23 protein-coding genes are annotated in these 26,109 nt (G+C 70.6%); 10 read left to right on the forward strand and 13 right to left on the reverse strand.

Annotation, left to right across the window (positions count from 1 at the left end; translation table 11 throughout):
• Nucleotides 1-8 precede the first annotated feature (8 nt).
• Nucleotides 9-659, forward strand: a complete 651-nt coding sequence (locus tag K1J60_RS19590) for a hypothetical protein (RefSeq protein WP_220647332.1) — start codon at nucleotides 9-11, stop codon at nucleotides 657-659.
• A 13-nt stretch (nucleotides 660-672) separates the two neighbouring features.
• Here the strand turns inward: K1J60_RS19590 and K1J60_RS19595 are convergent, their stop codons facing one another.
• Nucleotides 673-966, reverse strand: coding sequence for a DUF3303 family protein (locus K1J60_RS19595; RefSeq protein WP_220647333.1), 294 nt, complete (start codon nucleotides 964-966; stop codon nucleotides 673-675).
• 177 nt (nucleotides 967-1,143) lie between these two features.
• Here K1J60_RS19595 and K1J60_RS19600 point away from each other — a divergent pair, with 177 nt between their 5' ends.
• Complete coding sequence (locus K1J60_RS19600) at nucleotides 1,144-1,533, forward strand: hypothetical protein (RefSeq protein WP_220647334.1); 390 nt, start codon at nucleotides 1,144-1,146, stop codon at nucleotides 1,531-1,533.
• A gap of 424 nt (nucleotides 1,534-1,957) precedes the next feature.
• On the opposite strand, the gene K1J60_RS19605 is transcribed toward K1J60_RS19600, so the two are convergent.
• The gene (locus K1J60_RS19605) at nucleotides 1,958-3,241 is read right to left on the reverse strand and encodes an adenylosuccinate synthase (protein WP_220647335.1); all 1,284 of its coding nucleotides are present in this window, start codon (nucleotides 3,239-3,241) and stop codon (nucleotides 1,958-1,960) included.
• Nucleotides 3,242-3,438: 197 nt separating this feature from the next.
• Between K1J60_RS19605 and K1J60_RS19610 the strand changes: the two genes are divergently transcribed.
• The 4 genes from K1J60_RS19610 to K1J60_RS19625 all read left to right on the forward strand — a co-directional run bounded on the left by K1J60_RS19610 (nucleotide 3,439) and on the right by K1J60_RS19625 (nucleotide 10,506).
• Nucleotides 3,439-4,557, forward strand: coding sequence for a diacylglycerol kinase family protein (locus K1J60_RS19610; RefSeq protein ID WP_220647336.1), 1,119 nt, complete (start codon nucleotides 3,439-3,441; stop codon nucleotides 4,555-4,557).
• A 667-nt stretch (nucleotides 4,558-5,224) separates the two neighbouring features.
• Nucleotides 5,225-5,533: a hypothetical protein gene (locus tag K1J60_RS19615; RefSeq protein WP_220647337.1), complete on the forward strand. Its 309-nt coding sequence runs from the start codon at nucleotides 5,225-5,227 to the stop codon at nucleotides 5,531-5,533.
• 684 nt (nucleotides 5,534-6,217) lie between these two features.
• Nucleotides 6,218-9,253, forward strand: coding sequence for a hypothetical protein (locus K1J60_RS45925; protein ID WP_259407799.1), 3,036 nt, complete (start codon nucleotides 6,218-6,220; stop codon nucleotides 9,251-9,253).
• A gap of 641 nt (nucleotides 9,254-9,894) precedes the next feature.
• Nucleotides 9,895-10,506, forward strand: a complete 612-nt coding sequence (locus K1J60_RS19625) for a hypothetical protein (protein WP_259407800.1) — start codon at nucleotides 9,895-9,897, stop codon at nucleotides 10,504-10,506.
• Between the two features lie 118 nt (nucleotides 10,507-10,624).
• On the opposite strand, the gene K1J60_RS19630 is transcribed toward K1J60_RS19625, so the two are convergent.
• Nucleotides 10,625-10,825, reverse strand: coding sequence for a DUF397 domain-containing protein (locus tag K1J60_RS19630; protein WP_220647338.1), 201 nt, complete (start codon nucleotides 10,823-10,825; stop codon nucleotides 10,625-10,627).
• Nucleotides 10,822-11,613, reverse strand: coding sequence for a helix-turn-helix domain-containing protein (locus K1J60_RS19635; RefSeq protein ID WP_259408291.1), 792 nt, complete (start codon nucleotides 11,611-11,613; stop codon nucleotides 10,822-10,824). Before K1J60_RS19635 ends, K1J60_RS19630 begins: the two co-directional genes overlap by 4 nt.
• A 261-nt stretch (nucleotides 11,614-11,874) precedes the next feature.
• Here K1J60_RS19635 and K1J60_RS19640 point away from each other — a divergent pair, with 261 nt between their 5' ends.
• The gene (locus K1J60_RS19640; protein ID WP_220647339.1) at nucleotides 11,875-12,288 is read left to right on the forward strand and encodes an ATP-binding protein; all 414 of its coding nucleotides are present in this window, start codon (nucleotides 11,875-11,877) and stop codon (nucleotides 12,286-12,288) included.
• A gap of 244 nt (nucleotides 12,289-12,532) precedes the next feature.
• Nucleotides 12,533-12,745, forward strand: coding sequence for a hypothetical protein (locus K1J60_RS19645; RefSeq protein WP_220647340.1), 213 nt, complete (start codon nucleotides 12,533-12,535; stop codon nucleotides 12,743-12,745).
• Between the two features lie 143 nt (nucleotides 12,746-12,888).
• Here K1J60_RS19645 and K1J60_RS19650 read toward each other — a convergent pair whose 3' ends face one another.
• Nucleotides 12,889-13,398, reverse strand: coding sequence for a GbsR/MarR family transcriptional regulator (locus K1J60_RS19650; protein ID WP_220647341.1), 510 nt, complete (start codon nucleotides 13,396-13,398; stop codon nucleotides 12,889-12,891).
• 136 nt (nucleotides 13,399-13,534) lie between these two features.
• Between K1J60_RS19650 and K1J60_RS19655 the strand changes: the two genes are divergently transcribed.
• Nucleotides 13,535-14,443, forward strand: a complete 909-nt coding sequence (locus K1J60_RS19655) for an ABC transporter ATP-binding protein (protein WP_220647342.1) — start codon at nucleotides 13,535-13,537, stop codon at nucleotides 14,441-14,443.
• Entirely contained in the window at nucleotides 14,440-16,065 is a 1,626-nt protein-coding gene (locus K1J60_RS19660) for an ABC transporter permease (RefSeq protein WP_220647343.1), read from the forward strand. Before K1J60_RS19655 ends, K1J60_RS19660 begins: the two co-directional genes overlap by 4 nt.
• A 583-nt stretch (nucleotides 16,066-16,648) precedes the next feature.
• Here the strand turns inward: K1J60_RS19660 and K1J60_RS19665 are convergent.
• From K1J60_RS19665 to K1J60_RS19700, 8 genes are all read right to left on the reverse strand, one after another.
• The gene (locus K1J60_RS19665; protein ID WP_220647344.1) at nucleotides 16,649-17,878 is read right to left on the reverse strand and encodes a cytochrome P450; all 1,230 of its coding nucleotides are present in this window, start codon (nucleotides 17,876-17,878) and stop codon (nucleotides 16,649-16,651) included.
• Nucleotides 17,879-17,960: 82 nt separating this feature from the next.
• Complete coding sequence (locus K1J60_RS19670) at nucleotides 17,961-18,626, reverse strand: response regulator (protein WP_220647345.1); 666 nt, start codon at nucleotides 18,624-18,626, stop codon at nucleotides 17,961-17,963.
• Entirely contained in the window at nucleotides 18,623-19,972 is a 1,350-nt protein-coding gene (locus tag K1J60_RS19675; RefSeq protein WP_220647346.1) for a sensor histidine kinase, read from the reverse strand. Before K1J60_RS19675 ends, K1J60_RS19670 begins: the two co-directional genes overlap by 4 nt.
• A gap of 128 nt (nucleotides 19,973-20,100) precedes the next feature.
• Nucleotides 20,101-21,012 carry an alpha/beta hydrolase gene (locus K1J60_RS19680; protein WP_220647347.1) on the reverse strand — a complete coding sequence of 304 codons (912 nt, stop codon included), beginning with the start codon at nucleotides 21,010-21,012 and terminating at the stop codon, nucleotides 20,101-20,103.
• A 478-nt stretch (nucleotides 21,013-21,490) separates the two neighbouring features.
• Nucleotides 21,491-22,759 (reverse strand): kynureninase, encoded by a 1,269-nt coding sequence (locus K1J60_RS19685; RefSeq protein ID WP_220647348.1) that lies wholly within the window; start codon nucleotides 22,757-22,759, stop codon nucleotides 21,491-21,493.
• On the reverse strand, nucleotides 22,752-23,597 hold the full coding sequence (locus K1J60_RS19690) for a tryptophan 2,3-dioxygenase family protein (RefSeq protein WP_220647349.1): 846 nt from the start codon (nucleotides 23,595-23,597) through the stop codon (nucleotides 22,752-22,754). Before K1J60_RS19690 ends, K1J60_RS19685 begins: the two co-directional genes overlap by 8 nt.
• Before the next feature lie 180 nt (nucleotides 23,598-23,777).
• On the reverse strand, nucleotides 23,778-24,191 hold the full coding sequence (locus tag K1J60_RS19695) for a DUF3151 domain-containing protein (protein WP_220647350.1): 414 nt from the start codon (nucleotides 24,189-24,191) through the stop codon (nucleotides 23,778-23,780).
• Between the two features lie 356 nt (nucleotides 24,192-24,547).
• On the reverse strand, nucleotides 24,548-26,083 hold the full coding sequence (locus tag K1J60_RS19700) for an MFS transporter (protein WP_220647351.1): 1,536 nt from the start codon (nucleotides 26,081-26,083) through the stop codon (nucleotides 24,548-24,550).
• Between the last annotated feature and the right edge of the window lie 26 nt (nucleotides 26,084-26,109).

Consider the following 26,109-nt stretch of genomic DNA (forward strand, 5'->3'; position numbering starts at 1 on the left):
GCTCTCTTTTGGCCTGTGACCTCTGGCTGGTCCCGCTCGTCGACGTGCTGTGCCACACGCCCGACAACCCGTTCGCCGAGGAACTCGCGCTCTACAACAAACTGCTGGGCGAGGCCGGGCTGCCACCGGTTCCGGTCTACCAGTACATGCCGGGGCTGACCGGAGAGGTCGCCCCCGTCGCGGGTTTCGACTACGACGCGCTGCACTTCCTGCGCCGCGCCTATCTGCTCCAGGTGTGCGGCCTCGCGGTGACGCCGGTGGACGCGCTGGGCGGGGACTACGAACAGCTCCTGGAGATGTTCGAGGGCACGGCCCAGCAGTCGCACCTGGTCTGGCACTACGACCACGCGGGCGCCTATGTCCCCGTCGATTTCCCGCAGCCCCTCTCCAGCGACGAACTCCTCGCCGGGGGCGGCCCCCTGGGCTCCTCCCAAGGCCTGCTGAGGGAACTTGAGTTCGTCGCCCCGGCCATCGGCATCGACCCGGCGAACCCGCCGACGCCCCCCGAGGCACCGCGCGCGCCCACGGAGTTGGAGGAGCCGGCCGTCCCGGCGCCCTACGACCCGAGCCCGTTCGCCCGTGAACGGCACGTCTGGCTGGGCCTGCACGCGGCGGCGACCCGCAGCCTGGCGCAGGGCTCGATGATCGTCTTCAGCTGAGGGGCCCTCGCGCTCAGCGGCCCAGTGCCGCGAGGCCCTTCTGCATGTCCTCGGGGTTCATGACCGGGGTGTAGGTGACATCCGCGCCCAGTTCCAGGAAGAACGGCTCGGCGATCGCGGGCATCTGCGAGCTGTCCTGCATGTCGAAGACCATGTAACAGGTGCGCTGCCCGTTGTCGGCGGTGAAGTAGGCCGCCTCCGGCTTCACCTGCTCCATGGAGGCCTGCATCAGCTTCCCCAACGTGCCGTTGCGAATCGCCTCGTTCGACTTCTCCGTGTCCATCCGTGCCCTGAGCATGACGCGCATCGCACTCACCTTCCTCAGCTGGTCAAGCATGCACGAACAAGCGCATCTTCCAATGATATGCCCGTTATATGCGCCATGTTCAGTCGGCGACCCGGTATGAACGAACGATGAGCGATGTACGGGACTAGAATGATCTTCTTCATCTCTCTCCCCCACACACAACTGGAGAGTTGTCCCATGTCGTCGCACCCCACCATCCCCCTGACCACCCCCCGGACCACCCCACGCCGCCGCACTGCCGTGCTCGCCCTCACCGTCACCGCCGTGGCCGTGGCGGGCCTGGCCTTTCCGCAGACCGCGCTGGCGGGAGGCAGCGGCCAGCGCGTCCAGTTCTGCAGCTCGGCCGGCCAAGCCGGCTACGCGACAGCGGACGGCAACGACCACAACGGCAACTTCGCGATCGGCGAGTACTGGCGTTTCGGCCGGAACGGCTGCGTCACCGACACCGCTCGCTGGTGGCAGGGCCAGGTGAGGATCAACTGGATCTTGGACGACGGCACATCCCGGACGACCAGCTGCCAGGTTCCGAAGAGCCAGGCGAGCGACGTCTTCACCTGTCGGGACTGAGTCACCGCCGCACGGCCGCCGGGTGTTCGGGGAGCCGTTCTCCCCGAACACCCGCGGGGGCGCCCGCGGCCCGGCACCCGGCTCCTCGACCCTTGAACCCGGATCACCGTGCCGGGACGGCACTGCGGACCGGACGCGCGTCAGCGGCCGAGACCCGGCAGCGGGTGAGGTCCTTTCCCCGGCCGATGATCGGCGGCAGACGCTGGAGCCGGCCCACCGGGTAGCCGAAGACGTGCCCCGTCAGACCGGGCAGTCACCGACCCGGTCGCACGGGCGGCAGATCCTGTGCACCGCACTCGCCGCCCGACAGCCCCGGGTGCGCCCGCAGGTCGTCCCGGGTGGCCGCGACACCGACACACGAAGGCGGCCGACACCGTCGCCGGGTCGGCCGTCTTCGTGTGGGGAGAGCGGAGGAACGGGAGGACTAGATGAACGAGTTGATCTCGATCGTCTCGTCGCGGCCCGGACCGACCCCGATCGCGGAGATCGGCGCCCCGGACATCTCCTCCAGCGCCTTCACGTACGCCTGGGCGTTCTTCGGGAGGTCGGAGAAGGACTTCGCCGACGTGATGTCCTCGGACCAGCCCGGCAGGGTCTCGTAGATCGGCTTCGCGTGGTGGAAGTCGGACTGCGAGTACGGGAGTTCCTCGACGCGCTTGCCGTCGATCTCGTAGGCGACGCAGACGGGGATCTGCTCCCAGCCCGTGAGGACGTCGAGCTTGGTGAGGAAGAAGTCCGTCAGGCCGTTCACGCGGGTCGCGTAGCGGGCGATGACCGCGTCGAACCAGCCGCAGCGGCGGTCACGGCCGGTGGTGACGCCCCGCTCGTGGCCGATGCGGCGCAGCGCCTCGCCGTCCTCGTCGAACAGCTCGGTGGGGAACGGACCGGCGCCGACCCGGGTGGTGTACGCCTTGAGGATGCCGATGACCCGGCTGATCTTCGTCGGGCCGACGCCCGCGCCCGTGCAGGCGCCACCGGCGGTCGGGTTCGACGAGGTCACGAAGGGGTACGTGCCGTGGTCGATGTCGAGGAGCGTGCCCTGGCCGCCCTCGAACAGGACGACCTTGTCGTCCTCCAGGGCCTGGTTGAGGACCAGGACCGTGTCGGCGACGAACGGGGCCAGCTTCTCGGCGTAGCCCAGCAGCTCCTCGACGACCTGGTCCACCGCGATCGCGCGGCGGTTGTAGAGCTTGGTGAGGAGCTGGTTCTTGACGTCGAGGGCCGCCTCGACCTTCTGCGTCAGGATCGACTCGTCGTACAGGTCCTGAACCCGGATGCCCACGCGGTTGATCTTGTCGGCGTAGGTCGGGCCGATGCCCCGCCCCGTCGTACCGATCTTGCGCTTACCGAGGAAACGTTCCGTGACCTTGTCCACCGTCACGTTGTACGGCGTGATGATGTGAGCGTTGCCGCTGATCAGGAGCTTGGACGTGTCGACGCCGCGCTCGTTCAGACCGCTCAGCTCGGAGAGCAGGACCGACGGGTCGACGACGACGCCGTTGCCGATGACCGGCGTGCAGCCGGGGGAGAGAATCCCGGAAGGGAGAAGGTGGAGGGCGTACTTCTGGTCACCCACGACTACCGTGTGGCCGGCGTTGTTGCCGCCCTGGTAGCGCACCACATAGTCGACGGACCCACCTAGCAGGTCCGTCGCCTTTCCCTTGCCTTCGTCACCCCACTGAGCACCGAGCAGCACAAGTGCGGGCACGCGCGTACACCCCTTCCGGGCGGGGCATGTCCAAGGTCGGGGGCGTACGCGATGGCTCATTACCGTCGCGTGCGCCGCGACCGTCGTTGGCCGCACACTGTGGACCCGGATGCCCCGGAATAGACGAAGCCCCTGGCGCAATAGCGCAAGGGGCTCTTGCACAAAGATGCTACCCGAGGAAGCGAGGCAGGACCGAGGTGGCGACTGACGACCAGCTCCTCGTGGTGATCGATCCCCTCGCCCGTCGCACGGACGGCGAGGCCGTACGGATCGCGAAAGACGTGCTCAGCGCGGGTGCGGCGAGTACGAAGGTGTGCCTTCCGGAAGGGCCCGAGGAATTCGCGCGGGCCCTCTCACGGCGCGGTTCCCGGCGCCCGGTGGTGGTCGGCGACGACCGCGCGCTGCTGCGGGCGGTGGCTCTTCTGCACCGTCGGCGGGAGCTGGCGGCATGCGCCCTCTCCCTGGTGCCCGTGGGCTCCGCCCTGGGGCTCGCCCACTCCCTGGGCGTGCCCACCGGCGCGGTCGCGGCGGCCCGCGCCGTCCTCGACGGTGTCGAACATCGGCTGGATCTGCTCGTCGACGACAGCGACGGCGTGGTCCTGGGCGCCCTGCGCATCCCGGCCCTGCCGGGCGTGCCGGGCGCGCCGCCCCGGGACCTGCCGGAGGGGGGCGGGACGGCGCCGGGCCCGGCGCCGGGGCCCGGCAGGGGCGCGGCGTCGGGCCCGGGCAGAGGCACGGACCCGAGGAAGGCATCGGGGACAGGCTCGGAGGCGGATGCGCGGACGGGCCCGCGGGCGGGCAGCGGCACGGGGTCGGCCAGGGGGCCGGAGCCCGGGGACGGGTCGGCCGACGGGTCGGCCGACGGGTCGGCCGACGGGTGTGCGTCGCCGTCGTCGTCCGGCCATCATTCCTGGCTGCGCGCCTGGCCGCAGTCTCTCGCCCGTACGTTGTCGACGCGATCGGCGATACCCGCCCGGATGTCGCGTCCGCTGCGGCCCTCGCGCATACGGGTCGCCGCCGGGGGCGGGGCCGGGCCCTCGCGGCTGCGGGTGGAGGTGGACGGCGTGATCCTCGTCGACCTGGACCAGCCCGTGGAGGTCGTGTCCATCACGCCCAACGTCCATGGCGGCGCCGATGTCGAGATCCGGCCGGTGTCGGTGGGCGCCGAGGCGGCCCCGCTGCACGCGATAGGCCGGCGGGTGACCGTGTCCGGCGCGGACTTCCGCTACCGGGCGGATTCCCTGGTGGCGGGCCCGGTACGGACGCGGACGTGGACGGTCCGGGAGGCGGCGTGGGGGCTGACGCTGCCGGGGTGAGGGTCTGCAAGGGGCGCCCGGTGGGTGCCGGACGGGTCATGGCCGAGGAGGTCGGCCAGGCCGCCGGGGCAGGGGTCCTTGATGACCCGGCGGACCGTCGCGCCGCTGGGCGGGATGTGCACGGACAGGGCTGTCACGGTGTGGGCACCGAACCGGGCCAGGACGTCCCGAGGGGCCTCGGCCGCCCACTCGCTGATCGCCACGAAACTCCTCGCCCGGTCACCACGGCGGGGCAGTCGATCAGCAGGCCAACCAGACACCCTCACAAGATCTGCACCCATCGAACATGATGAGGTGTCAGCTCGCTGTAGCCAGGGCCGTGTGACGCAGGGTGACGCATGCGGGGTGCGGGGCGCGCGGGCGTGCCCGGAGTGCGGACGCGTGATCAAGCTCGAAGCCCGCCAGGTCTACGGCTTCCGCAACCGCACCAACCAATGGACTCCCATCACGTTGTGCTACCACCAGGCGCGCTCGCGGACGCCTGCCTCCCCTATCAAGCTCGATGAGCCGCCAATCAAGTTGCTGAAAGTTCATATACTTTTTGGGGTACTCTCCTGCCAGCCAAGATCGCGAAGATCAGCGGGTCAAGTCTCGCGACATGCGAGGCCATTCATGCATGGAGAGGTTGTCAAGCGTGAAGAGTTTACTTTCCGTAAGGGCTCTGGCCGTGGCCGCCATAGTGGGCGGAACGATACTTTCGGCGAGTGGCCCTGCGGCCGCCGCAGGGCTGCCCAGTAAAGCAAAGGTGACGGGGAGCGCTACCGTCACGAACACATATTCCAATGGTGGCCAGTTCATGTCCATGGATGCTTTGATCGCCACCGCGCGCGAAACCGCAGAGTGGGCGGCGAAGCGCCAATGCGAGTCCGGCGAGATCAGGTACAAGCATTCCGAGGTCGTCAATCAGAGCTACGAGAACGACAAGCAAGCCCAGAAGCAGACCGCGATGGTCACGATTTCCACCAGGTGCTGGTGAGTCGGTCCCGGCAGCTGTAGTTCCTGTTCGTTGACGTATTCGTGCTGGTGAGCGGCCTGCTGGGTGCTCGCGGGAGCGAGTGTTTCAGGGCGGCGACGGCGGCGGTGGCCGGCTGTTTCCCGCCACGGGAGTCGCGACTGCCGGCCAGGGACATGGCCGAGGCGATACTGCCCCCCCCTTTGTCAGGTGTGACCGGCCGTCGACGACTCCAACCCGTCCGCCGGCGCTGCCGCCGTCCGCCGGATGGAAGTCGGCGGCCTATCCGACCTTCCACCGTTCGATGTGCCTGTGGAACAGCCCCTCCGCCCTCCAAGGGCGGTGGGGCCGGATCTCGTCGGGATTCTCTACAAGTTACTGATTGTTCAGAAAGGGATTCCGAGCTTCCGAAGGCGGATGCCGGCACCCCTGACCGAATGGGTTCTGGCGGCAGCAGTGGTCTTCGCTCCGGACGGCAAGGCGTTTCGGCAGGCGTCCGGTAGTGGGGGGTGCCTGGAAACGGCGTTGAGGGAGGGATTTCCGTTGGGCACCTGGTTCCGGCCAAGTTTGGCAAAGTGTGTTTTTTCCGTAATCGGGCTGTGTAGTTTTCGAGCGACCTGGAAGGCGTGATTCGTCCTCGGAACAGGCACTCCACGTCGCGGCGGTCATGCCGGCCTTTCCCCATCGTCCTCGCAGACGGGCATCGTGATGAGTAGTCCGAGCACCGGAACGTCTGGCACCACCCCGGCGAGCAAGACGACGCCGCCGAGTACCTCGCCGAAGTTCGAAGTGGACAAGGCGATGCTCGACGGACCGACGCCGAAGGACCTGCTTCCGACCACCGGCAACTACCCGGTGGAGATCGTCCGGTACCGCTCGGTGGTGCTCACCGACATCCCCGGAGCAAAACCCGCCCGCAAGCTGACCGGTGCCATCGACCTCGGCGAGGAGAACCTGCCGTTCTACGACCGGCCGGCCGAGGGCATGATCGTCACGACGGAACAGAGCTGGTCGGCCCAGGGCGTCACGCTCGGCCGACTGCTGCACAGCCTCGCACTCGCACCGGGCGAAAGCACCAAGGTCGCGGTCGTCGACTGGCAGCGCAGCACCAAGGCCACCGGCACCGAGACGGCTTCCGAGAACGAAACGCTGCTGGGCACCACCGACCAGAACCGGTCGATCAGCGAGGTCGCGAACGCGATCGCCCGCGAGGAGCAGTTCGGCACGTCCCAGGCATCCCAGGCAAGCAAGTCGTCCAGCTCCGGCGGCAGCATCGGCGTCGCGTTCTTCGGTATGGGGGCCGGCGGCAACTGGGGTGAGTCGTCGAACACCGGCTTCACTACAGCGGTGTCGCGCTCCACCGGCGTGAAGTCGGTCGCGGAGGAGGCGGCGCAGCGTATCAGCGCGCGGACCCAGCAGCTGGCGACCGCGGCCCGCAGCCGGAACATGACGGTCGTGCGTGAGACGACGCAGTCGGAGAAGGACCAGGTCGTCACCCGCGTCGTCACCAACTACAACCACATGCACGCGATGTCGGTGCAGTACTACGAGGTCGTCCAGGTCTACAACGTGACGACCAAGCCGACCAAGCTGGAGCGCTGCCTGTTCATTCCGCTGCAGGAGCTCACCTTCAACTACACCAGCCTGCAGCGGTACAAGGAGGTGCTCGCATCGGTGGCGCCGGCCGACTGGGCGGCGAAGATACGGGCCGCCAACCCGTTTGACACCGCTGTGCGTAAGCTCGACGCGTGCCTGGCACCGGAGACGCCGTCGGTCCCCCAGGTGTTCGACGGGGTGGATCTGGCCGACATCGCCGCTTCGGCCATGGGCGTGTACGGGGTGCGCAAGTCCGACGGCAGTCCGGTGAGGTTCGATCCGGTGGCCCGGCAGTGGAACCCGATGCCGACCACCGGACTGAACAGCGAACTGATCCGCATCGCGCCGGGCAAGAACACCGTGTGGGCGCTCAGGAGCGACAGGCGGCTCGTGCAGTTCGACGGGGCGACCTGGCGAAACGACCCGCAGGGCTGGGCGGGACTGAGCCTCGCATGCGGCTCGGACGGCACGCTCGTCCTCATCGGCACGGACAGCTCGCTCTACCATCGCGACCCGAACGGCGTATCGCAGAACCTGAGCATCACGGCTGACGATGTCGCCGTCGTCGGCAAGAACAAGGTGTGGTACTGCCGACAGGGACAGACGTGGGAGCGCAGCGGCGCCAACTGGGTGGAGCGGACTCCGGCGCCGAACGTGCAGCGCCTGTCCGCCGGCCCGGACGGCGTGCTCTGGGGCATCACGACCGACGGCAAGGCCCTCGTGGTGGAGCCTGGTGCGACAGCCTGGACTGCCCCCAAGTACTTTTCCGGGGTCCCCGGGATAGTGGATGTCGTCTCGTCCGTCGGCGGGGAGTACTGGGCGCTGACGAGCACCGGGTACGTTCTCCGGCTGCTCACCGCCGCACGCGAGGCGCCGATCTCCTTCGACGTCCCGCCGAAGACCGACTCTCCCTACGCGTCCAAGATCGACGTCTGGTACGACGAGTTCGGGATACGCAGCCTCCAGGTGGTCTTCCCGGGCCACACCTTCCGCTGCGGCGACACCGGCGGCTCCGGCGTTCTGCAGCGCGCGTCCTACGCCTTCGGCGGCGCCGACAAGCTGATCTCCGTCGACGCCTGGTCCGGTACGGCCGCCCGCGGCAGCCTCGCCGGGCTGCGCCTGACGATGACCTCGGGCGTGGCCAACTTCGGGATCGCCGAGACCACCACCGTCGCACCCGACCTGACCGAGGATGCCGGTGGCGCGGCCATCTGCGGGCTGTTCGGTTCGACGGTGAAGTCAGGCACCCGCACCTATGTCGCGTCGCTCGGTTTCCACGTACGAGGCGGGAACGTGCCGCAGGCGGTCCTGGACCACCTGAACGACAACCGCCGCCACTACAGCCAGGCCGTGTGGGCCAACGCCGACGAGCTGACGCTCAGCCGCATCCTCGCCAACTACTCGTACACCCCGCCGGGCTCGAACGCTGCGCCTGTCCTGCTCGGCACGCTGCTGGATCCGAAGCCGGTCGCTGCCACCGGCAACTATCTCGGCTTCCGGTGGAACTTCGGCAGTGAGCAGGAACGAGAGGCGTGGACCAAGGCCCGGCAGCCGGGCGATGCCACCTTCGGGGCACCCGTGACCAACACGATCGCCATCGCCACCAAGGGTGTCTTCGCCGAGGCCGTACTGGGCCGGGCCAACTCGGCGGAGAAGATCGACCTCACCCGATTCTGGAACTGGAAGGACTCGCCCATCCAGATCACGCCGGCCGACATCGCACCGGTCTCCACCGCGTCGCGGGCGCAGAACCTCGACGTCACGGCGGCCGGTATGGGTGCTTCCCAGGCGAAGTTCACGCCGCTCGCGGCGATGCCCGACCCGACCGCCCTACAAGCGGCGCAGGCCATCGCCACCGCGAACCTGTTCCGCGACATGAGCGGCCTCAGCAACATGAGCCAGGTGCTCACCAAGGGCATCGAATCCGCTGCCGGCAACGACAAGGACGCCGGCGAACGTGCCCAGGCCGCCATGAAGACCGCCACCGAACACCTGCAGAAGATGGCCCAGATCGCCGTCGACGCTGCCGGCAAGGCGGCACCCCTCGTGACCGGTGGCGGCAGCAACCTCAGCGCCCTCGGTGGCATGCTGAACCAGGGCGGCAAGGCCGATGAGCCGTCCGACAACGGGTCCGCAGCGAAATCCTGATCACCGGCACCACGCGGGTCCGGGCCGCCGCCCGGGCCCGCCCCGGCAACCGCCACGACGCCACCCAACTCCGGCTGCTGCTCGACGCCATGAGGCCGATCCGGGGCCTGTGACCTGTGCACCACCCCGCACTACCGCACACCCCTTGAGCGCCGCCTCAGTCAGGCCCCGTGATCGCCCGGCGCGCCGACTGGGGCGGTGGTGCTGGTGCCGGGAGCCTCACCGGAAGGCGGACCACTTTATGCGCTGGGAGGCGGTACGAGCGCGCGACACGCCGCCTCGGTCGCTTATCGGAAAAGAATTTTGAGCGAGTGTCAGGTGCGCGCCGCGGACGCGACCTGACGTGCGATCAGCGCGAGAACAGCGAGCGAGGCATACCCGCAGCCTCCAACAGGGTGACGACACGTCAGCACGCGCCGGTGTAGAGCCGACCGCGATTCGAAATACCAGCTCATTGCCATATTTTGATGAGGTGTCAGGCACGCCGACCGTCACCCTCCGGAGCGACAATCCATGCGCCCATTCGGCCTCTTTTCCGACCCCACCTCAGCCCTCCTCGACATGACAGCGGAAATGGCCGTCATTACGTTCGTTCTCGTCGGCAGGTCCTGTCGACGAGAACGAAGAGAAGGGGAAGTGCATTGCGCACTCGTAAGATCACAGTGATCGCCGCCTCCGTCGGCGTGGCAGTCGCGGCCGCCACCGGTGTCACCTACGCCAGCTCCGCCCTGGAGTCGGCCCCCAAGTCCGCCTCGGCCATCACCGACGCCGCCCCGGCCCCCCGCGGCGGCAACGGCACGGGCACCAGCGCCGGCTCGAACGCCGCCAACGCCCCGGCCGACGCGGGTGCGTCGGACAACTTCAACGGCCCCCGGAAGGGCAACGAGGGCCGCGGCGCGGGTCGTGGCGAGCACCGCCGGGACGAGGGTCAGATTCAGGTCAACGAGCGCGTGTACGGCGCCGAGCCGGGGTCCTGCATCGCCGTGGTCAACGTGCGCCACGGGCAGGGCCAGAACCAGAACCAGAACCAGGGCCAGGGCCAGAACCAGGGCCGCGGTCAGGAGGGCGCCAGCAGCTTCAACATCCGGAACGACAGCGACAGGACCGTCGAATTCTTCAACGGGATCACCTGCGACAACGGGGCTCCCGTCGCCACGGTCGGACCGCACAGTTCCAGCAGCGCGGTCGAAGGGGACCGGGAGGGACAGCTCCTCATCGGCAGCTTCCGCGTCGTCGGAAACGGCCACTGGTGATAACCGAGAAGGCAAGCACACACCCCGGAATACCCAGGTATCGGAAACCCCGGCTCGCCGTAATCGAGCCGGGGTTCCGGCACGGGGGCATCCCTACGGGATTACCTTTCCATGTTAGTCAGCGCGGCACGACCGTCCCGGCGACGGCGCCGAGAAAAGCGCGCCATCCGGCGGGTGAGATGTGCAGGAGGGGGCCGTGGGGGTTCTTGCTGTCGCGGATGGCTCGGCCGCCGGTGGAGATGGGGGCGACCTCGACGCATTCGCCTTGTGACGTGGAGTACGAAGACTTCCGGAAGGGGCCTATGAACTCAGGGGTCACGATGCATCGTCCTTGCTTCTTTGTAGTGCACGCCGAATGAGCTGCGCGCTCGCGTCCGGTGCCAGCGCGGCCGATCGTAGTTGGTCGAAGGCAAGGGTGTAAGCGGCGAGATCCTCGGGCGCCTCAAGGATCGAGGTTCCCCGCAGGTTGTCCAACGTCACGGCCTCGACGACCGGTTCGGCGTCGAAGCTGAAGGAGGCGAACGCGGAGATCTCACCGGCGAGTGTCCCCGCACTCACCGGGAGGACCTGAATGGTCACATTCTTCCGCTGCCCGACTTCCAAGATGCGTTCGAGCTGCTCACGGTGGCTCTCGGCACGCACCAGAGGATGAATGATCACGGGCTCCCAGATGATGGCCGTGTACGCCGTCTCCCCTTCGTCGATCTTCTCCTGCCGCGCTTCCCGCACCTTGACCAACTGGGCCACGCGTTCCGGAGGGACATAGCTGGGCCCAGAGGTGATGACGGACTCGGCATAGGCGGGCGTTTGCAGCAGGCCCGGCATCAGCACCTGCGCCCAGACCCGAATGTGCGTCGCGTCGCCCTCCAGAGAGATGTAGTCGAGGTAATTCGGCCGCAGGTGCTCCGCATGTTCGAGCCACCACCCGCGGTGCTTGGACCTCTTCGCCAAGTCCTCCAGTTTGGCGAGGACTTCGGGGTCGTCGACGCCGTACGCGTTCAGCAGCACGCGGATCTCGACGATGCGTGCGGTCACATGCCCGCTCTCTATGCGGCTGATCCGAGTCTGATGCACCCCGAGTACGTCCGCCGCCTGCGGCTGATCCAGCTTGGCGGCCTACCTATACCTCTTGAGCGCGGCGCCAAGTCGCCTACTGCGTACGGTCGGCCGTCCCCCTGCGGGCATTGCTTCCCCTCTCCGGCGAGGTTTCCGAGCCACCACTCTAGGGCGATGACGGCTCCCAGCAATCCACTCCTTCGCATACATGCTCTTCATCTTGTTGCTGAAAAGCAGGCTCGCACTCTAACCTCAGAGTGAGCGCACCACTACTCGGCGCTACTTGACTGCACGTCAGGGGGTCTATTAGCCATGCCCGCTCTCACCCCACGTCGCGACTCCTTCCGTATCCCCAAGCGCGGAAGACACGTCCCCGAAGCCCGCGCCCACGTGCGGCGGATCCTCAAGGACTGGGCGCTCGACGGTGAACTCGCCCATGACGTCGCCACCGTGGCCACGGAACTCGTAACGAACGCGGTCCGGCACTGCCGGGTGCCCCGCGCCGAGGTCGAGGTGGTGGTGTCGGTCCGGGGCTGCGGCGTACTGGTCGAGGTGTCGGATCCGGACAAGCAGAAGGTGCCGACACTGCGGGACGGGGACGCCGAACGGGACGGCGGGCGCGGACTCGTGCTGGTCGACACGCTCTCCGAACGGTGGGGGCACGAAGCGCGGCCGTTCACCAAGTGCGTGTGGGCGTACTTCGTGATCCCGGGGCGGGCGCGGTGAGCGCGGCGGCGCTGAGCCCGTACCGCGGGCGGTGGCGGCGTTGGGCTGCCCGGGCGGAGCGCTATCGGGCCACGTACGGCCGGTGGTTGCCGTTTCCGCCACGCGAGCCCTGCTGGGAGAGGCGGCCGATGAGAGCGTTGCCCGTGCGCGCCGTATTCATGGGTGGTCCACACGTGGGTGAAGAAGACGAGGGAGGCCTCGTGCGGGCGTATGTCACGGCGTACCTGGGGGAGGGACGTACGGCATGACCGACGAAACGACGAAACCGGCAGGGGGCTCCGCCCCGCCCACCGACCCCGTCCTGGCCACGTTCAGCGACTGGCTGGACCATGCCGTGGCCTGCGTGGACGCGTGCCGGAGGGACGGTGTCTCGTGCCTGCACTCGATGCGGCTGGCCAAACGTCACCGCGCGGCCAGGAAGGCGGCGGGAGCGGCGCGGCGGAACAGCTCGGACTGAGCCCGGCTGGGCGTGGCTCCGGTGTGGCTCCGGCGCGCCGGAGCCGGAGCTACGCCGTCGGCGAGGTTGGGGACGAGGGTGCCGGGGAGGCTGCCGCCAGGGACGCACCCAGGCCCTGTCGTCGGCGATGAACGGGCCGCCGGTCAGTCCCGGCCGAACAGTTCGTCGCGGTGGGTGCGCCAGCGGCCCATCATCGCCTCGATCTCGGTCTCGATGAACTCGAAGAAGGCGAGGGTCTCGGAGAGTCGGCGGCCCGCCGGGCTGTCGGCGCCCAGGCTGGCGACGCCCTCGCGCAGCGCCTCCTCCCACCGCTTGATGATGGCCTCGCGGTTGGTGAGGGCCTCGTACCACTGGTCGCTGTGGACGCGGTAGCGCTCACGGCGCGAACCGGGTTCGCGTTCGCGTGAGACCAGGTGCACCTGGGCGAGATAGCGGACCGCGCCGGAGACGGCGGCGGGGCTGATCCGCAGCTGTTCGCCCAGTTCGACCGAGGTCAGCGCGCCGGTGTCGGAGGCCAGGAGCGCGGCGAAGACCCGGGCCGGCATGCGCGGCACCCCGGCCTCGACGAGCTGCGCCGCGAAGTGTTCGACGAAACGGGAGACCGACTCCGGGTCCCGTTCCGGCACCTCCACCTCGGCCTTCGACTCCACCATCCCTGGATCATCTCCCCTGGTCAGACACTGCGCGCACTGCTCAGGCACCCTCTTTCGACACCCTCAGCCAGCCTACCGGCGATTCATACGTTTCCTTAACTTCACAAATTTCTGAAGTAAGCGTACGTTCTGAAGCATGACGAAGGCCAACCCCGCCCTAGAGGTCACCGGACTGCACAAGTCCTTCGGGCGCACCCACGCTCTGGCCGGCCTCGACCTGAGCGTCGAGACCGGCGAGGTCCACGGCTTCCTCGGCCCCAACGGCGCCGGAAAGTCCACCGCCATCCGCGTCCTGCTCGGTCTGCTGCGCGCCGACGCGGGCGCCGCGCGGGTGCTGGGCCGCGACCCGTGGACGGACGCGGTGGAGGTGCACCGCCGGATCGCGTACGTGCCGGGTGACGTGACCCTCTGGCGCAACCTGTCCGGCGGCGAGGTCATCGACCTCTACGGACGGCTCCGGGGCGGGCTCGACGCCCGTCGCCGGGCCGAACTCGTCGAACGGTTCGAACTCGACCCCACGAAGAAGGGGCGCACGTACTCCAAGGGCAACCGCCAGAAGGTCGCCCTCGTCGCCGCCTTCGCGTCCGACGTCGACCTGCTCATCCTGGACGAGCCGACCTCGGGCCTGGACCCCCTGATGGAGGAGGTCTTCCAGCGCTGCGTACGGGAGGAGCGCGACCGGGGCCGCACGGTCCTGCTGTCGTCGCACATCCTCAGCGAGGTCGAGGAGTTGTGCGACCGGGTGAGCATCATCCGCAAGGGCGTCACCGTCGAGAGCGGCTCCCTCGCCGACCTGCGCCATCTGACCCGGACCACCGTCACCGCCGAACTGGCGGGCCCTCCGGGCGGCCTGGCCCACCTCACCGGCGTCCACGACCTCGACGTCCAGGGCAACCGCGTCCGCCTCCAGGTCGACACCGCCGAACTCAACGCCGTCCTGCGCTCGCTGACCGAGTCCGGCGTACGGTCCCTGACCTCGACGCCGCCGACGCTGGAAGAGCTGTTCCTGCGGCACTACCAGGCGGAGGAGGTGGCCGCGCGATGACCACGACCGCCGACACCGCCCTCACCGAGCCGCTCTCCGTACGGTCCGGCGGCAGCCGTCAACTGGCCGGGACGGGAACCCTGTTGAGGTTCGCCCTGCGCCGCGACCGCGTGATGGTGCCGGTCTGGGTCGCGGTGACGGGGCTGATGGTCCTCTCCATGCCGAACAGCCTCCAGGCCCTGTACGGCACCGCCGCCGAACGCGCCGACCTCATGCGGCAGTTGACCACCAACTCCTCGCTGCGCGCCCTGGTGGGGCCGGTCTTCGACGACTCCCTCGGCGCCCTGACCGCCTGGCGCGTCGGCGTCTACGCCGGTCTCCTCGCCGCCGTCATGAGCCTCCTCGTGGTCATCCGCCACACCCGCGACGAGGAGGAGAGCGGGCGCCAGGAGCTGATCGCGTCGGGCATGGTCGGCCGCCGGGCCTCGCTGACCGCCGCCCTGCTCGCGGCGGCCGTCGCCAACGGCGGGCTCGCGCTGCTCGTCACGCTCGGGCTGGCCGGGCAGGGCGCGGCGGGGGCACTGGCCTTCGGGCTGGGGATCGCGGGCGTCGGGATGGTGTTCGCAACCATGGCGGCGGTCGTCGCGCAGCTGACGGAGAGCGCGCGGCTGGCTCGGGGGCTGACGGCGGGCGTGCTGGGGGCGGCGTTCGTGCTGCGGGCGGCGGGTGACGCCTCCGAGAACGAAGGTTCGTCTTTCTTGACCTGGGTGTCGCCGCTGGGGTGGCTCGAAAACGAGCGTTCGTTCGCGGAGGAGCGGTGGTGGGTGCTGCTGCTGTTCATCGCGGCGGCAGCCATCCAGGGCACGGTGGCGTACGCGCTCGCCGGCCGCCGCGACGTCGGCATGAGCTTCCTGCCGACCCGCCCGGGACCGGCGAACGGCCGGCTGGGTACGGCAGGTGCGCTCGCCTGGCGGCTCCAGCGCGGCAGTGTCCTCGGCTGGAGCATCGGGTTCTTCCTCGCCGGAGTCGTCTACGGCGGGCTGACCGAGGGCACGGCCGAGTTCGTCGGCGACAACGAGGCCGCCCGCGAGATCTTCGAACGCATGGGCGGGCAGTCCGGCCTGACCAACGCCTTCCTCGCGTCGATGATCGGCATGCTCGGTCTGGTCGCCGCGCTGTACATCGTCGGCGCGGTGCTCCGCCTGCACGGCGAGGAGACCTCCGGGCGCGCCGAACCGCTCCTCGCGAACCGGGTGAGCCGGCTCCGCTGGGCCGCCGGGCATCTGGTCGTCGCCTTCGGCGGAACCGTCTGGATCATGCTCCTCGCCGGTCTCGGCTTCACCCTCGGCTACGGCAAGGAGGCCGGTCCGATCCTGGGCGCCTGCCTCGTCCAGGTCGCCGGGGTGTGGGTCATCGGCGGCGCCGCCGTCCTCCTCCACGGGCTCACCCCCCGGGCGGCGGCGACGGCCTGGGGCCTCGCCGGCGCCGTCCTCCTCATCGGCTGGATCGGCCCCGCCCTCAACGCCCCCCAGGCCCTCCTCGACCTCTCCCCCTTCGGTCACCTCCCGAAGCTGCCGGGCGGCACGATGGACTGGACGCCGGTACTGACACTGACCGGGCTCGCGGTGGTGCTGGTCGCGGGGGGTCTGGCGGGGTTGCGGCGACGGGACATCAGCGTCTGAGGACAGAACCGTCGTGGAGCGGGACGCGTCCGGCGGGGCAGGGACCGACCGGAGCGGTCAGGAGCCGGGGCCGGGTCGTGCGAGGGGGCCGGGGTTGGATCGGGTGAGGGGGCCGGGGTTGGATCGGCAGAGTGTTTCCGGGTGCGGCGGGTGCACGTTGTCGGCGGTGGGCGCGGTGGCCGCGACCCTCGCCTGGGGGAACTCGGACCGGACTCAGCGGCATCTGCGGGGCGGCTTCGAGGGCGAGGACATGGACTACACCGTCCTCGCCACCGAACTCCCCTTCGTCGCCCTGGCCGGCGCCGCCCTCCCCGCCGCCGTCTGCCTGGCGATCGCGCTCCTGGTGGCCCGACGACGGAGGTCGGGGGCAGAGACGAGGGCAGAGACGGGGGCAGGGACGGGGGCAGCGGCAGGCCGAGCGTCCGGGGCGGGCGCACGGCCAGGGTCGGAGCCGGGTGCAGAAGCAGGACCGTTAGGACCAGGACCAGGACCAGGACCAGGACCGGGGCCGGGACCGGGGCCGGGACCGGGGCCGGGACCGGGGCCGGGACCGGGGCCGGGGCCGGGCGGTGGGGCGTAGTCCTCAGATCTCGACGGCCAGCCCGTCCAGTCCCCGGATCACGAAGTTCGGCTTGCGGGTCGGCTCGGTGGCGAGGGCGAGGGTCGGGGCCTTCTCCAGGAGCGCCGTCATCGAGGCCGCCAGTTCGATACGGGCGAGCGGCGCGCCGATGCAGTAGTGGATACCCGCGCTGAACGAGATGTGCGGGTTCTCCCGCCGGGTGAGGTCCAGCTTCTCCGGGTCGGCGAACACCGCCGGGTCGTGGTTCGCGGAGCCGAAGAGCATCGCGATCTCCGCGCCCCGGGGGACCGTCGTCCCGTCGATCTCGATGTCGTCCAGCACCCAGCGCTCGAACAGCTGCAACGGGGTGTCGTACCGCATCAGCTCCTCCACCGCCGCCGGCACCAGCGAGTGGTCCGCGCGCAGGGCCGCCAGCTGGTCCGGGTTGCGGAACAGCGCCCACCAGCCGTTCACTGTGGCGTTCACCGTCGCCTCGTGGCCCGCGTTCAGCAGCAGCACACAGGTCGAGATCATCTCCTGCTCGGTGAGGCGGTCGCCCTCGTCGTACGCGGCGATCAAACCCGAGATCAGGTCCTCGCCCGGCTCCGCCCTCCGGTGCGCGATCAGCTCCCGCAGATACTCCGAGAACTCCACCGACGCGCGCACCGCCCGCTTCGCAGTCTCGTCCGACGGGCTCAGCTCGTACATCCCGCAGATGTCCGCCGACCAGGGCCGCAGCTGCGCCCGGTCCGACTCGGGGATGCCCAGCATCTCGGCGATCACCGCCACCGGCAGCGGCTCCGCGACATCCGTCAGCAGGTCGCCCCCGCCCGCCTCCACCAGTCCGGCCACCAGCTCACCCGCCAGCTCCCGCACATACGGCTGCAGCTGCTCCACCGTGCGCGGGGTGAACGCCTTCGAGACCAGCCGCCGGATCCGGGTGTGGTCCGGGGGTTCCAGGTCGAGCATCCCGTGGTCGTTCAGGGTGTGGAACGGCTCGTGCTCCGCCGGCGGGGCAGTCCGGCCGAAGTCCTCGTGCGTGAACCTGTGCTGGTACGTCCGCCCGAGCCGCCGGTCCCGCAGCAACGCCGAGACGTCCGCGTGGTGCGGGACGAGCCACTGGTTCGTGGGCTCGAAGTACCGCACCCGGCCCCGGGACCGCAGCTCCGCGTACGCGGGGTACGGGTCGGCCACGAAGTCGGGGTCCCACGGGTCGAAGGCGAGGTCGGAAGCGGGGTCGGATGCAGGTGCCATGACCGGACGCTAACCCGTGAGCGGGCCGGATGAACAGGGGGAACCGGCGCGTGACCTCGGCAAAGCCGCCCTCGGAGCCCCGTCAGCCGGGCGTGACCAGCCGTGCCTCGTAGGCGAACACCGCCGCCTGCGTGCGGTCGCGCAGGCCCAGCTTGACCAGGACCCGGCTCACATGGGTCTTGATCGTGGACTCGGCGACCACCAGGCGCTCCGCCATCTCCGAGTTCGACAGCCCCTGGGCGATCAGGACCAGGACCTCGGTCTCGCGGTCGGTGAGTTCGCCGTACGCCAGCTGGGTGGCCGCCGAGGGGCGGGGCGACTGGGCCAGCTTGGAGAACTCGGTGATCAGCCGCTTGGTGACGGACGGCGCGAGAAGGGCCTCACCGGCGGCCACCACCCTCACCCCGTCGGCCAGTTGGCGGGCCGAGGCGTCCTTGAGGAGGAAGCCGGAGGCCCCCGCGCGCAGCGCCTGGTACACGTACTCGTCCAGGTCGAACGTCGTCAGCACCAGGACCTTCGCCCCGCCGTCCGAGGCCACGATCTCGCGGGTGGCCTCGATGCCGTTCAGCTCGGGCATCCGGATGTCCATCAGGACGACGTCCGGCGACAGCTCCCGGACCCGGGCGACCGCGTCCCGGCCGTTGACCGCCTCGCCGACCACCTCGATGTCCGGCATCGCGCCGAGCAGCACGGAGAAGCCCTCGCGGACCATCATCTGGTCGTCGGCGATCAGCACACGGATCGTCATGCGTCGGCCTCGCTCGCGCCGGCCACCGGCAGGAACACCGTCACCTCGTAGCCGCCGTCCTCCGTCTCGCCCGTCGTCATCTCGCCGTTCAGCATGGTGACGCGCTCCCGCATGCCGGTGAGGCCGTGCCCCGTGCCGTGGGTGGACTTCACCAGGGTCACCTCCGGGGACGGACCGTTGACCACGCGCAGCCCGAGGCCGCCCAGGACATAGCCGATCTCCACACGGGCCGACGCTCCCGGTGCGTGGCGCAGGGTGTTGCTGAGGGCCTCCTGCACGATGCGGTACGCCGACAGCTCCACGCCCTGCGGAAGCTCACGCACGGCTCCGGTGACCGCCTTGTCGACCGTGAGTCCGGCCTCCCGCACGTTGGCGAGCAGGCCGTCGAGGTCGGCGAGGGTGGGCTGGGGGGCGTCCGGGGCCTCGTAGTCCTCGGCCCGGACGACCCCGAGAACGCGGCGCAGCTCGGTGAGCGCGGCCACCGCGTTCTCCCGGATCGTGGCGAAGGCCTGCTCCAGCTCCGGCGGCGGGTTCTCCACGCGGTAGGGCGCGGCCTCGGCCTGGATGGCGACCACCGACATGTGGTGGGCCACCACGTCGTGCAGCTCGCGGGCGATCGTGGTGCGCTCCTCCAGGAGGGTGCGCCGGGAGCGCTCGTGCTCGGTCACCGTCTGCTGGGCGGTCACCTCCCGCTGGGCCGTGCGCCGGATGGTCAGCGCGGAGACGGCCAGCAGGGACATCGCGGAGATGACGAGCAGGGGGCCCGTGTTCGACGCGTAGTGACCGCCGCCGATGGTGCTTTCCATGAACATCCCGTACACCGCGGTCAGGCCCCACATCCAGGCGGCTATGCGCGGCCGGCTGCGCAGGGCCACCACCGTCATCACCACGAGGTGGGCGGCGAAGCTGCCGGCTGTCCACGGCCAGTCGTCCCACATGTCGCTGAAGACCGAGGTCAGAGGGGTGGCGATCATGGATGCCCAGAAGGCGGCCACCGGCCTGACCATGGTCAGCAGGACCGGGAGCAGGGCGAAGGCGGCCGCGATCATCGCGGCGATCCCGTCGCCGTCGGTGGCGGACGCGGCGATGGCCGCCGAGAGCAGGCCCGCCATCACCACCGCGGCGTGCGGGGTCCAGGCCACGTAGTCACGGAGGCGGCCGGAGAGGCTGCTGGTGAACGGGCCGTCCATCTTCATGGGCGGCATCGGTCGGTAGGCGAACGCGTCGTCTATCAGGTCCTGTCTCAGCCTGCGCCAGGCGTCCATCGCCACCCTGAACTCCGGGCTGCTGCTCGGCCTGCCCCCGCCCCGCGGAGGCATCGTCTGCGTCTGGGTCGTCTCGGTCACGGGGAAAACGGTAGGCGGAGGGCGGGTACGCCGTCGTCACCAGTGAGGAGGGTCTGTCCGGATCCGTCTCAGGTACTACGGGTACGAGTGCGGGGGCGGGAACCCCGGAGGGGGCTCGGCGCCGTCGTTCACCAGGCCAGCTGGGCGATCTCCTCCACCACCACCGCGCAGGCGTCCGCCGCCGGGTCGATGAGGGGGAAGTGGCCCACGTCCTCCAGCAGGGTCAGTCCCACGACCTCGCCCGCCCTGGCCGCGGCGTCGGCGTACGCCTCGGCGACGGCCTGGGGGACGACGATGTCGGAGCGGCCCTGTACGAGGGTGGTGGCGATGCCCGTCGGGAGGAGGAGGGCCGGGTCGGCGTAGGGGCGGCGGTGGGTGAACTTGTCCTGGCCACCGAGGAGTTGGGTGGTCGCGCCGCCGCACACGTCGAGCTTCTCGGCCACGGTGAAGTCGGCGATGGGGGCGAGGGCGACCACGCCGCGCAGGGGGGCGGGGCGGTCGGTGCGCCACGGGGTGTCGGGCGGCAGTACGTGGCGGCCGGCGGCCCACAGGGCGAGGTGGCCGCCCGCGGAGTGGCCGGTGAGGACCGTGCGGCGGGGGTCGGCCTGGGGCAGGGCGTCGCGCACGAGGTCCGGGAGGGCGTCGAGGGCGGCGGCGATGTCGTCGAACGTCTCCGGCCAGCGGCCCGCGACCGGCTCGGGGGTGCCGGTGGGGCCGGTCTGGGCGGGGAGTGAACTGCCCCTCCTGTACTCGACGTTGGCCACCGCGAAGCCGTGGCGGGCGAGGAAGTCCGCGAAGGGGGTGATGTGCCGGCGGTCATAGGGGGCCCGCCAGGCGCCGCCGTGCAGGACCACGACGAGGGGGACGGTGGCTGTGGCCGCGCCGCCGGACTCGGTGGTGGCGGTGCGGGGCGCGTAGAAGTCGATCACCTGGTCGGGGTGGTCGCCGTAGGTGGCGACGGCGTCGGGGGTAACCGGGGGGTGCGAGAAGGCGGATGCCTCTTCGGCGGCATCGCGGGCTGCGGCGTCGTCGTCCGGCATGCGCCAACCTCTCGGGGGTGAAACGGATTTGGAAGGGTTTGGGTGGGCGGGTGCCGGGGAAAGGGCGCCTGCCGTTGGCGGGGACGGTATCAGGCCGGTGACGTGGGCGGACACGGGGATGTGACGGGGGGTCAGGGTGGGGGTCGGCCCCCGGGGGAAGGGGGCTTGGTGGACGGGTGCGGGATGGGTGGGTGCAGGGGGGAGGGGTGCAGGGTGGACGGGTGCGGGTGGGTGGCCCGGGGTTGGGGCTGGGCGGAGGCGGGTTTCGCTCACCGGCGCTTGCCGGGTGCCGCCTGCGCCCACCCTCCCCCATCGCCCCAGCGGCACGACCGCCCGCAACAGGAACGGCCGCCGGGAGCGCGCGGCCCAAGGGGTACGCCGCCCCGGCCGCGCGGCGGCCCACCGGAGAGGTCCCCCGCAGCCGCAGCGGCTGCCCCTGCCGCTGCCGCTGCGGCCGCGGCTGCCCCTCCCCCGCGGCCTACCCCGCCCCCTCCAACGTCTGCGCCAGCACCCGAGCCGCCCGTTCGGTGTCGGCGAAGGTGACATAGAGCGGGGTGAAGCCGAAGCGGAGGACGTCGGGGTGACGGAAGTCGCCTATGACGCCCTGGGAGATGAGGCGCTTCATGATGTCGCCCGCGTCGTCGCAGCGGAGGGCGACCTGGCTGCCGCGTTCCGCGTGGGCGGTCGGCGTGAGGGATTCGACGCGGCCCTCGGGGACGTACGCCGCTACGCAGCGCAGGAAGAAGTCCGTCAGGGCGAGGGACTTCGCGCGGACCGACTCGATCATCGCCCCGGCCTCCTGGGCCGGGCCCGCGTCGCCCCCGCCGCTCCAGCCGTACCAGACGTCGAGTGCCGTCTCCAGGGCCAGCATCGACAGGATGTCGGGCGTGCCGACCCGGCCCCGCACGGCGCCCGGTGCGGGCTCGTATTTCGGGTGCATCGCGAAGGGGGCGGTGTGGGAGGTCCAGCCGGGGAGGGGTGAGTCGAAGCGGGGCTGGAGGTCTCGGCGGACGTAGAGGTAGGCCGGGGAGCCGGGGCCGCCGTTGAGGTACTTGTAGGTGCAGCCGACCGCCAGGTCGACCCCGTGTTCGTCGAGGCCGACGGGGAGGGCGCCCGCGCTGTGGCAGAGGTCCCAGACGGCGTAGGCACCGGCCTCGTGGATCGCCGCCGTCAGACCGGGGAGGTCGTGCAGGCGGCCCGTGCGGTAGTCGACGTGGTTGAGGAGGACGGCGGCCGTACGGTCGCTCAGGGCGGCCGGGACCTCCGCCGGGGTCACCGGGCGGAGGGTGCGGCCGGTCATACGGGCCGCCGACTCGGCCATGTAGCCGTCCGTGGGGAACGTCGTCGCGTCGACCAGGATCTCGTCGCGTCGGCCCTCGCCCTCCTCGTCCGCCATCCGGACCGCCGCCACGACCGCCTTGAAGACGTTGACGCTCGTGGAGTCGCCGACCACGATCTGGCCGGGGGCCGCGCCCACCAGCGGGGCGATGCGGTCGCCTATGCGTTCGGGTGCGGTCCACCAGCCGCTCTCGTCCCAGGAACGGATGCGCAGCTCGCCCCACTCGCGGTACACGACGTCCGCGAGCCGGCCGGGGACCGACACCGGCAGCGCGCCGAGCGAGTTGCCGTCGAGGTACACCGCGTCGTCGAGGACGAAACGGCTGCGCAGGCAGGCCAGTTCGTCGGCCTCGTCCAACTCCCTTGCCCGGGAGGCCAGTTCAGCACTGAGTGCGGTGAGTTCAGACATGGGAGCGCGCCGTCCACAGCTCGGGGAAGACGTTCTTGCGGGCGCGCTTCTCCAGCCAGGCCACACCGGCGGAGCCGCCCGTGCCCGCCTTGGAGCCCATCGCACGGCGCGTGGCGACGAGGTGGTCGTTGCGCCAGCGCCAGACGAGCTCGGCGACATCGGTCAACGCCTCGCCGAGGCGGGCGAGTTCGTGGTCCGGGTCGCCGGAGTACAACGCGGTCCACACCTCCTCGACCTCGGGGGACGGCTCGTAGCGCTGGGAGACGTCACGGCGTACGACGGACTCGGGGATCGCGTGGCCGCGCCGGGCCAGCAGCCGCAGGACCTCGTCGTAGAGGCTCGGCTCGTGCAGCGCCTTCTCCAGCTCGGCGTGGACGCGGGGGGCACCCCGGTGCGGGACGAGCATGGAGGCGGACTTCTCGCCGAGCAGGAACTCCATCCGGCGGTACATCGCCGACTGGAAGCCGGAGCCCTCGCCGAGGGCGGCGCGGTAGGAGTTGAACTGGGCGGGGGTGAGCTGGGCGAGCGGGCGCCAGGAGGCGTTCAGGGCCTCCAGTTCGCGTACGGAGCGCTTCAGCGCGTCCCTGGCCCTCGCCACGTCGTCGCCCCGGAGCGCGGTGGTCGCGGTCTCCCACTCGTGGACGATGACGGTGAACCACAACTCCATGACCTGGGTCGTCACCAGGAAGACCATCTCGCCGGGGTCGTCGGAGAGGGGGTGCTGGAGGTGGGTGAGGACATCCGCCTGGACGTAGTCCTCGTACGGGGTCGTGCCCTGGAAGTCGAGATGCGGGGTCTCGGGCTCCGAAGCCTCATGGGGCTGAGCCTGCTGGGACATCGCTGTCTCCTGTTGTGTACTCCGGGTAGCGGTCCGCCCCTGCCGATTCCGACACGGGGGCCCCGGTCCCCACCGGCATGGTCGGCGATACCACCCCCGCACCGCAAGGTCCGCCTGGTCACACCAGGCGGACCTGCGCGAACGACCCTCCGGTCGGCTCAGTGAGCGAGCGACGTCCGCTCAGCTCAGCATCTGCGCCGCCGTCGGGGAGGAGTCCTTCAGGAACTGGGAGCAGCGCTCGTACTCCTCCTGCTCGCCGATGTCTCCCGCGGCGCGGGCGAGGGCGTGCAGGGCGCGCAGGAAGCCGCGATTCGGCTCGTGCTCCCAGGGGACGGGCCCGTGGCCCTTCCAGCCGTTGCGGCGCAGGGCGTCCAGGCCGCGGTGGTAGCCCGTGCGGGCGTAGGCGTACGACTCCACGACGCTGCCCCGCTCGTACGCGTCGTCGGCGAGCCGGGCCCAGGCGAGGGAGGAGGTGGGGTACTTCGCGGCGACGTCGGCCGGCGGTGTGCCGTTCGCGAGGAGTTCGCGGGGCTCCGGGTCGTCGGGGAGGTGCGTCGGGGGCGGGCCCCCGAGGAGGTTCTCGTGAATCGTCATGGGTTCCAGTCTGGCTCATGAGGGTGCGCGTCGTGGCACGGCCCGGTTGGTGGTTCACCGGGCGCGGAGTCGGCCCGGCGGACGGGCCGGCCCCCTCGTCCCCCGGTCGGGACACCGGCTCGTCGGCCCGTCCCGCCCAAGAGACCGGCTCGTCGGCCCGCCCCACCCAAAAGACCCGCTCGTCGGCCCGTCCCGCCCAAGAGACCGGCTCGTCGGCCCGCCCCACCCAAGAGACCCGCTCGTCGGCCCACCCCACCCAAGAGACCCGCTCGTCGGCCCACCCCACCCAGGACCGGCCGTCAACCCTCCCCACCCAGGACACCGGCCCGTCGACGCCCCCTCGGACCGGGCTCTCCTCACTTCTCCCGGCCGCCGCCCTCCAGACCGCCCACCTCCGGATCGCCCGCCCCCGGGTCCCCCGTCCCTCTGCCACCCGCCCCCGCCTCACCCGCCTCCAGCGGCGGTGACACCACCCCGCAGTGCGTCCGGCACTCGGGGTGGCGGCAGTCCGGTTCCGGTCGGCGGATCGTGGTGTAGGACAGCACCGCGCCCACCACCAGCGTCGCGGCGCAGACGATCATCGCCGTGCCGAACGCCTCGTCGAACTGGGTCGCCGACCGGTACGCCTCCGGGCCCATCCCCGCGATCAGCGGCAACGCGGCCACGGCGACCAGACCGGCCGCGCGGGCCGCCGCGTTGTTGATGCCGCTCGCCAGGCCCGCGTGCTCGGTGTCCACGGAGGCCAGGACCGTCGCGGTCAGGGGCGCGACCAGGGTGACCATGCCGAGGCCGAGCACGAGCAGCGCGGGCAGGACATCGAGGACGTACGACGCGTCCGGCCCCACCCGCAGGGCCAGCAGCATGCCCGCCGCGCACAGCAGCGGACCGACGGTGAGGGGGATGCGGGGGCCGATCCGTTCGCCGAGCGCGCCCGCGCGGGAGGAGAGCAGGAGCATCAGGACCGTGATGGGGAGCAGGGCCGTGCCCGCGCCCAGTGCCGAGTACCCCGACACCACCTGGAGCTGGAGCGCGGCGAGGAAGAAGAAGCCGCCGAACGCCGCGTACACGCACAGGGTGACCAGGTTGACCGTCGTGAACTGGCGGGAGGCGAAGATCTCCGGCGGCATCATCGGGTCCGGGCGAGCGTGTTCGACGTACACGAAGGCCACGCCCGCCGCGACCCCGGCGACGGCCGAGACGGTCACCACCACCGAGCCCTCTGCCGCCTCGATCAGGGCGTACGTCACCAACGCCAGCGACGACGCGCCGAGGAACGCGCCCAGCACGTCGAAGCGGCCCTCGTGGGCCCGGCCGTCGCTCGACTCGGGGACGTGGCGGGTGGCCACGGGCACGCAGAGGAGCGCCAGGGGGACGTTCAGCAGGAAGACCCAGCGCCAGCCGGGGCCGTCCACCAGCCAGCCGCCCAGGAACGGGCCGACGGCCGCGCCGATGCCGCCGAAGCCGGACCACAGGCCGACGGCCCGCGCGCGGTCGTCGGGATGGAACGAGGCCTGGATGAGGGCCAGCGAGCCCGGGGTGAGCAGCGCCCCGCCCACGCCCTGCAGCGCGCGGGCCGCGATCAGGACGCCGACGTTCGGCGCGAGACCGCACAGCAGGGAGGCGGCGGCGAACCACACGACGCCGATGACGAACACCTTGCGGCGGCCGAAGCGGTCGCCGAGAGCGCCGCCCAGCAGGATCAGACCGGCGAGGGTGAGCATGTACGCGTTGACGGTCCACTGGAGGGCCGCGAGATCCGCGTCCAGGTCCTCCCCCATCCGGGGCAGGGCGACGTTGACGACCGTGGAGTCCAGCAGCGCCATGCTGGAGCCGAGAATCGTGGTGAAGAGGACCCACTTGCCCTGGGGCGAGGCGAGCCGGATGTCGGGCATGGATCAGGTATACAGCCGCCCCCGCA

This window comes from Streptomyces akebiae (assembly GCF_019599145.1).
Lineage (GTDB): Bacteria > Actinomycetota > Actinomycetes > Streptomycetales > Streptomycetaceae > Streptomyces > Streptomyces akebiae.